We start from the raw sequence: 5,026 nt of genomic DNA on the forward strand, positions 1-5,026 counted from the left end.
AGCGCGTCGCCTCGCTCGGCCCCGGCGAGCGCGTCTATGCGCAGATGCTCGCGGACCCGGCCCTGCGCGCGCTGCCGCCGTTCACGATCGCGGAGGTGCCCGGCGTCGGCACGGCGCGGCTGTTCACCCGCCATTCGGGCAAGCCGCTCACCGCCGGCATCCCCGGCATGTTCCGCCATCGCTACTTCCTGACCGCGGTCGCGCCCGCCATCGCGCGCTATGCCGGGCAGGCGGCGAACGAGAATTGGGTGACGGGCGAGGCGGGGCCGGCGGGCGGGCCGCTGACCAGCGAGGCGGGCCGCGTCAAGGACGCGCTGGTCACCACCTACCTCGCCGACTTCACCCGCCGCTGGGACGAGATGATCGACGACGTGGTGGTCAGCGGCGACCGGCCGATGGACGAGCGCCTCCAGGTCGCGGTGCGCCCGCCCTCGCCGGTCAAGGCGCTGTTCGCCGCCTGGGCGGACGAGACCGACCTCCAGCCGCCGTCGCTCACCAAGGGCCGTTCGGCGAGTGCGCTGCGGGTCGGCGCGATCTTCTCCCCGGCGATCTATCGCGGCCTGTCGCGCGCGCGCCAGGTCGACTCGGCGGCCAGCGAGGGCGGCCCGCCGCAGCCCGGCCCGCTCGACGAGGTGATCGCGCATTTCCGCTGGCTGCACGAGATCGCGCCGCCGAGCGGGCCGTCACCGATCGACGACGCGCTGGTGGCGCTGACCGCGGTGGGCGACACCGGCACCGCCGCGCGCTCGGCGGTGGGGCTGGGCGATCCCATGCTCCAGCGCGACAAGACCGCCGCGGCGATGGCGGCCACCGCCCGGCTCGGCCAGGTCGCCGGCGCGCTTCCCCCGACCGCGGGGAAGCTGTTCCACGGCTTCGTCACCGCCTCGACCAGCCAGCTCAACCACGACGCGCGCGCCGGCATCAAGGCGAGCTACGCGCAGCAGCTATACCCCGAATGCCGCGGCATCGTTGCACAGGGCTTTCCCTTCGCGTCACACGCGACGCACGAGGCGTCGATCGACGACTTCAGCCGGCTGTTCCGGCCCGGCGGGCTGATCGACGCGTTCCAGACCACCAGCCTCGCCGGGCAGATCGACACCAACGGGCATTATTGGGGGCTGACCGCGTCGGGTCGCGCGCTGGGGCTCTCGCCCGCGGCGGTGCGTCAGTTCCAGAACGCCGACGCGATCCGCCGCGCGTTCTTCAAGCCCGGCGACATCCGCCCCAATGTGCGCATGTCGATCGAGCCGCTGCGCTTCGATGGCGACACGCAGGCGGTCACGCTGTCGCTCGACGGCGCCCCCGCCGCGTTCACGCCGACCGACCGGCACGCGGCCGAACTGCGCTGGCCCGGCACCGCGCCCGGCGTCACGCTCTCGTTCCAGCACCGCGGCTCGGCGACGCCGAGCGTGCGGACCTGGGCGGGCGACTGGGCGTTCGCGCGGATGCTGACGGACGCGCGGCTGAGCAACGTCACCGGCGCCGGCTTCGTCGCGACCGTCGGCGACGGCGGCGCCAGCGTCGCCTTGAGGGTCCGGATGCTCAACACCAGCAATCCGTTCACCCTGCGCGAGCTCGCCGCGTTCGCATGCCCGGCAGGTCTGTGACGTGCCGCCGCTGACCTTCGAGAGCGCCGCGCGCAGCCATGTCGGCTGCGTGCGCAAGCTCAACGAGGATCGGGTGCTGAGCCGGCCCGATGTCGGCCTGTGGGCGGTGGCGGACGGGATGGGCGGCCACCAGGCCGGCGATCTCGCGTCCGGCATGTTGGTGGACACGCTCGCCGCCATCGAGCTGCTCGGCTCGGGTTACGCTTTCCTGGAGGATGTCCAGGAAAGTGTGCAGCGGGTGAACCGGACGCTGGTGGCGCATGCGCGACTGTCACGGCCGGGGACGGTGATCGGCTCCACCCTGGTCGTGCTGCTCGCGTACGAGGGTCACTTCGCCTGCCTGTGGGCGGGCGACAGCCGCGCCTATCGGCTGCGCGGCGGGCGAATGGAACAGATCACCCGCGATCATTCGATGGTGCAGGAGCTGATCGACTCCGGCGCGCTCCAGCGCGCCGACGCGCCTGGTTATGGCCGCTCGAACGTCATCACGCGGGCCGTCGGGGTCAACGATCGGCTCGCGCTCGACGTCGCCAGCGGACCGATCGAGCGGGGCGACCTTTTTCTCCTCTGCTCGGACGGGCTGACGGGCATGATGAGCGATCACGAGATCGCGCTGGCGCTGGCCCGCGACGGGATTGGCGCGGTGGACCCGCTGCTCGTGACGACGCTGGAGCGCCGGGCAAAGGACAATGTGAGCATGGTCATCGTCTCGGCGTCGGACTCACCGGACAAGACGGCCGATCCGCCGGTGCGCGGGTTCGGCTGATCGGCTCGCTTGCCGCGGCGAGGCGCCACGGGCCGATCGGCCTGCAGGCTCACGCTCGAGTGGGCACCATGAGTGTGTCAGACCGACGTGGCAGGTGTGAAGGGAGAGCTGCTTCAACTCGTCGCCCGAGGTAGTCCGGCTGGTGATGATGTACGCGCGACTTCCGCTGTCGCTGCGGAACGACCGATCGCATTCTGTTGTAGACGCGCTGACGCTGTGGACCGTCTGATATTGCCGTCTCGCTGAGCGTCGTGTCCCAACAGTGAGCGATGGGGCCTCCGTGATCGGGGGTGAACAGACGTCCGCTTCCAGGGAGCGTCAACACGGCCGGGAGTGTCCGGTACTGGGTCCTCGGCAGCCCGCAGCTGCCGGACGGCTGCTGGATCAGAGCTGCCGAGCTGCCAGTCAGCAATATGCGATACCGCCGTCGAGGTCTGAACGGAGCCGCTTGGACCAGCCGTCGCCCACGAGCGTGAAGCATGGTCGACGACATCGTCACCGACCTGAACAAGCGCCGCGGTAGGTAGCCGTTGAAGCGGCCTCATTGTCCGGAGCCATCTGATCTTCACCCACTCGTCGAATCTTGAGGGCTAAGCCCCCGACCGACGCTCGGCGGAGCATACGCATCGCCCCGCGAACGCCCAGAACAGCGCCTTCTCGGCGTAGTCGCTGCGCAGGTCGGCGCTGCCCTGGTGGCCTGCGTTCAGGTCGGTGAGCAGCAGCGCCGGGTCGCCGGCGGTCGAGCGGCTCCGGACCTGGGCGACCAGCTTGGCCGGCTCCCAATAGGACACGCGGTCGTCCTTCAGCCCCGCCGTGCAGAGCAGCGGCGGATAGGCGTCGCGCGTCACGTTCTCGTAGGGCGAGATCGTGGCGAGGTAGTCGTATGCCCTGGGATCGGCGAGCGGGTCGCCCCAGTCCGGGCGGAACAGCGGCACCAGCGGATGGCTCGCATCGCTCATCGTGTTGAGCATGTCCACGAACGGCACCTTGGCGATGATCCCGCCCCACAGCGTGGGGGCGACGTTCATGGCGCCGCCGACCAGCAGGCCACCGGCCGAGAGCCCGAAGCCGACCACGCGGCGCGGCGCGGCATAGCCGAGCCGGCATAGATGCTGGGCGCAGGCGACGAAGTCGGTGAAGCTGTTGCGCTTGGCGAAGCGCCGTCCCTCCAGGAACCAGCGCCGCCCGAGCTCCGAGCCGCCACGCACATGCGCGATCGCATAGGTCCAGCCGCGATCGACCAGCACGGTGGCCGGGATCGAGAAATCCGGATCGCTCGACACGCCATAGGCACCGTAGCCGTACAGCAGCACCCGGCCCGTCCCGTCCCTCGCCGCGCCCCGCCGCGACAGCAGCGTGATCGGGACCAGCGCGCCGTCGGGCGCGCGCGCGGCGACCTGCTCGACGACGTAGGCGCCGGGATCGAAACCGGATGCGCGTTGCTCGCGATGCGTCGAGAGCCGTCCATCGACCAGGCCGACCGCGATCAACCGCGGCGGCGAAATCGGGGACTGGTGGATGATCGTGACGCTGTCCGCCCGGAAATCCTGCGCCACCGGCAGGTCCAGCGCGTAGGCGGCCTCCGGGAACGACACCGGATGCTCGCGGCCGTCGGGGCGCAGGACGACGAGGCGGTGCAGACCGTCCGCCCGCTCCAGCCGAACCAGCCCGCCCGCGAACGGCACGATCGAGAGGATCGGGTGGCCCGGACGATGCGGCATCAGCGTCGCGCCGACGCGGAAATCGTCGCGGCCAACAGCCACCACCTTGCCGTCAAAGGCATCGTCGAGGTCGGTCAGCGACACCAGCGTCGCGTTCCATTCGTCGATCTCGTAGCGCACGCCGGCGCGGCGCGGCCACACCACGCGCGGCGCGCTCGTCTCGGCGGCGGCCGCGATCAGGCGCACCTCCGCCGTATCGGGGCCGGACAGGGTGAGCGCGACATAGCCGTCCATCGCGGTGCGCTTGACCGCCATGAACAGCGCCGGGTCCGCCTCCTCATAGACCAGCTCCGCCGCGCCCCCGATGACCGGCGTGCGATAGAGCCGGGTCGGGCGGTTGCGCGCGTCGCGCCAGATCCAGAACAGCCAGCGCGAGGAGGGCGAGAAGACGAGCCCGCCATAGCCATAGGCGTCCGCGTCGACGAGCACGCGCGTCGCGCCGGTCAGCGTGTCGCGCACGACGATCCGATGGCGGTCGTTGCCGATCACGTCCTCCGCCCAAGCGAAGTAGCGGTTGTCCGGGCTCGGCTGGTGATCGGTGCTGCGATAATAGGCATGGCCTGCGGCGCGCGACGCCTCGTCGACCAGCAGCTCTGGCGCGCCGGCCGCGCGGTGGCGGATGTGGCGGGGCCGGGTGGCGCCGGCAGGCGTCGCCGAAGACCTGGTGGCGCATCTCGCGCTTGCCGATGTCCGACGGGCTGGCGTTGATCGACACGACGAGATCGGGCGCGGCGTCGGCCAGGCGCGAGAACGGGTTGACGGCGTAGTCGGCGCCGTCGTCGTTCCAGCCGTCCTCGCAGATCATCAGGCCGACCTGCTTCGATCCGATGCGCAGCACGCGGGCGACGTCCGGGCCGGGCGCGAAGTGGCGCAGCTCGTCGAAGATGTTGTACGTGGGCAGCAGTTGCTTGGCGTAGCGCAGCACCACCTCG

The 5,026-nt window shown here is 71.0% G+C and carries 4 protein-coding genes; 3 read left to right on the forward strand and 1 reads right to left on the reverse strand.

The features are described 5' to 3' along the window. Positions 1 to 1,607: ImcF-related family protein (locus HUU95_RS08060; RefSeq protein WP_174279646.1), on the forward strand; the 1,607-nt coding region annotated here is incomplete at its 5' end. 1 nt (position 1,608) lies between these two features. Further along, positions 1,609 to 2,373 carry a PP2C family protein-serine/threonine phosphatase gene (locus HUU95_RS08065; protein ID WP_174279647.1) on the forward strand — a complete coding sequence of 255 codons (765 nt, stop codon included), beginning with the start codon at positions 1,609 to 1,611 and terminating at the stop codon, positions 2,371 to 2,373. A gap of 590 nt (positions 2,374 to 2,963) precedes the next feature. Here the strand turns inward: HUU95_RS08065 and HUU95_RS08070 are convergent. Continuing rightward, positions 2,964 to 4,817: a prolyl oligopeptidase family serine peptidase gene (locus tag HUU95_RS08070; RefSeq protein WP_174279649.1), complete on the reverse strand. Its 1,854-nt coding sequence runs from the start codon at positions 4,815 to 4,817 to the stop codon at positions 2,964 to 2,966. Between HUU95_RS08070 and HUU95_RS08075 the strand changes: the two genes are divergently transcribed. Next, a partial coding sequence (locus HUU95_RS08075; RefSeq protein WP_174279648.1) for a hypothetical protein occupies positions 4,729 to 5,026 on the forward strand: 298 nt, incomplete at its 3' end. The genes HUU95_RS08070 and HUU95_RS08075 overlap by 89 nt on opposite strands.

It is taken from the genome of Sphingomonas bacterium, assembly GCF_903643065.1.
In the GTDB taxonomy this organism is placed as follows: domain Bacteria; phylum Pseudomonadota; class Alphaproteobacteria; order Sphingomonadales; family Sphingomonadaceae; genus Sphingomonas.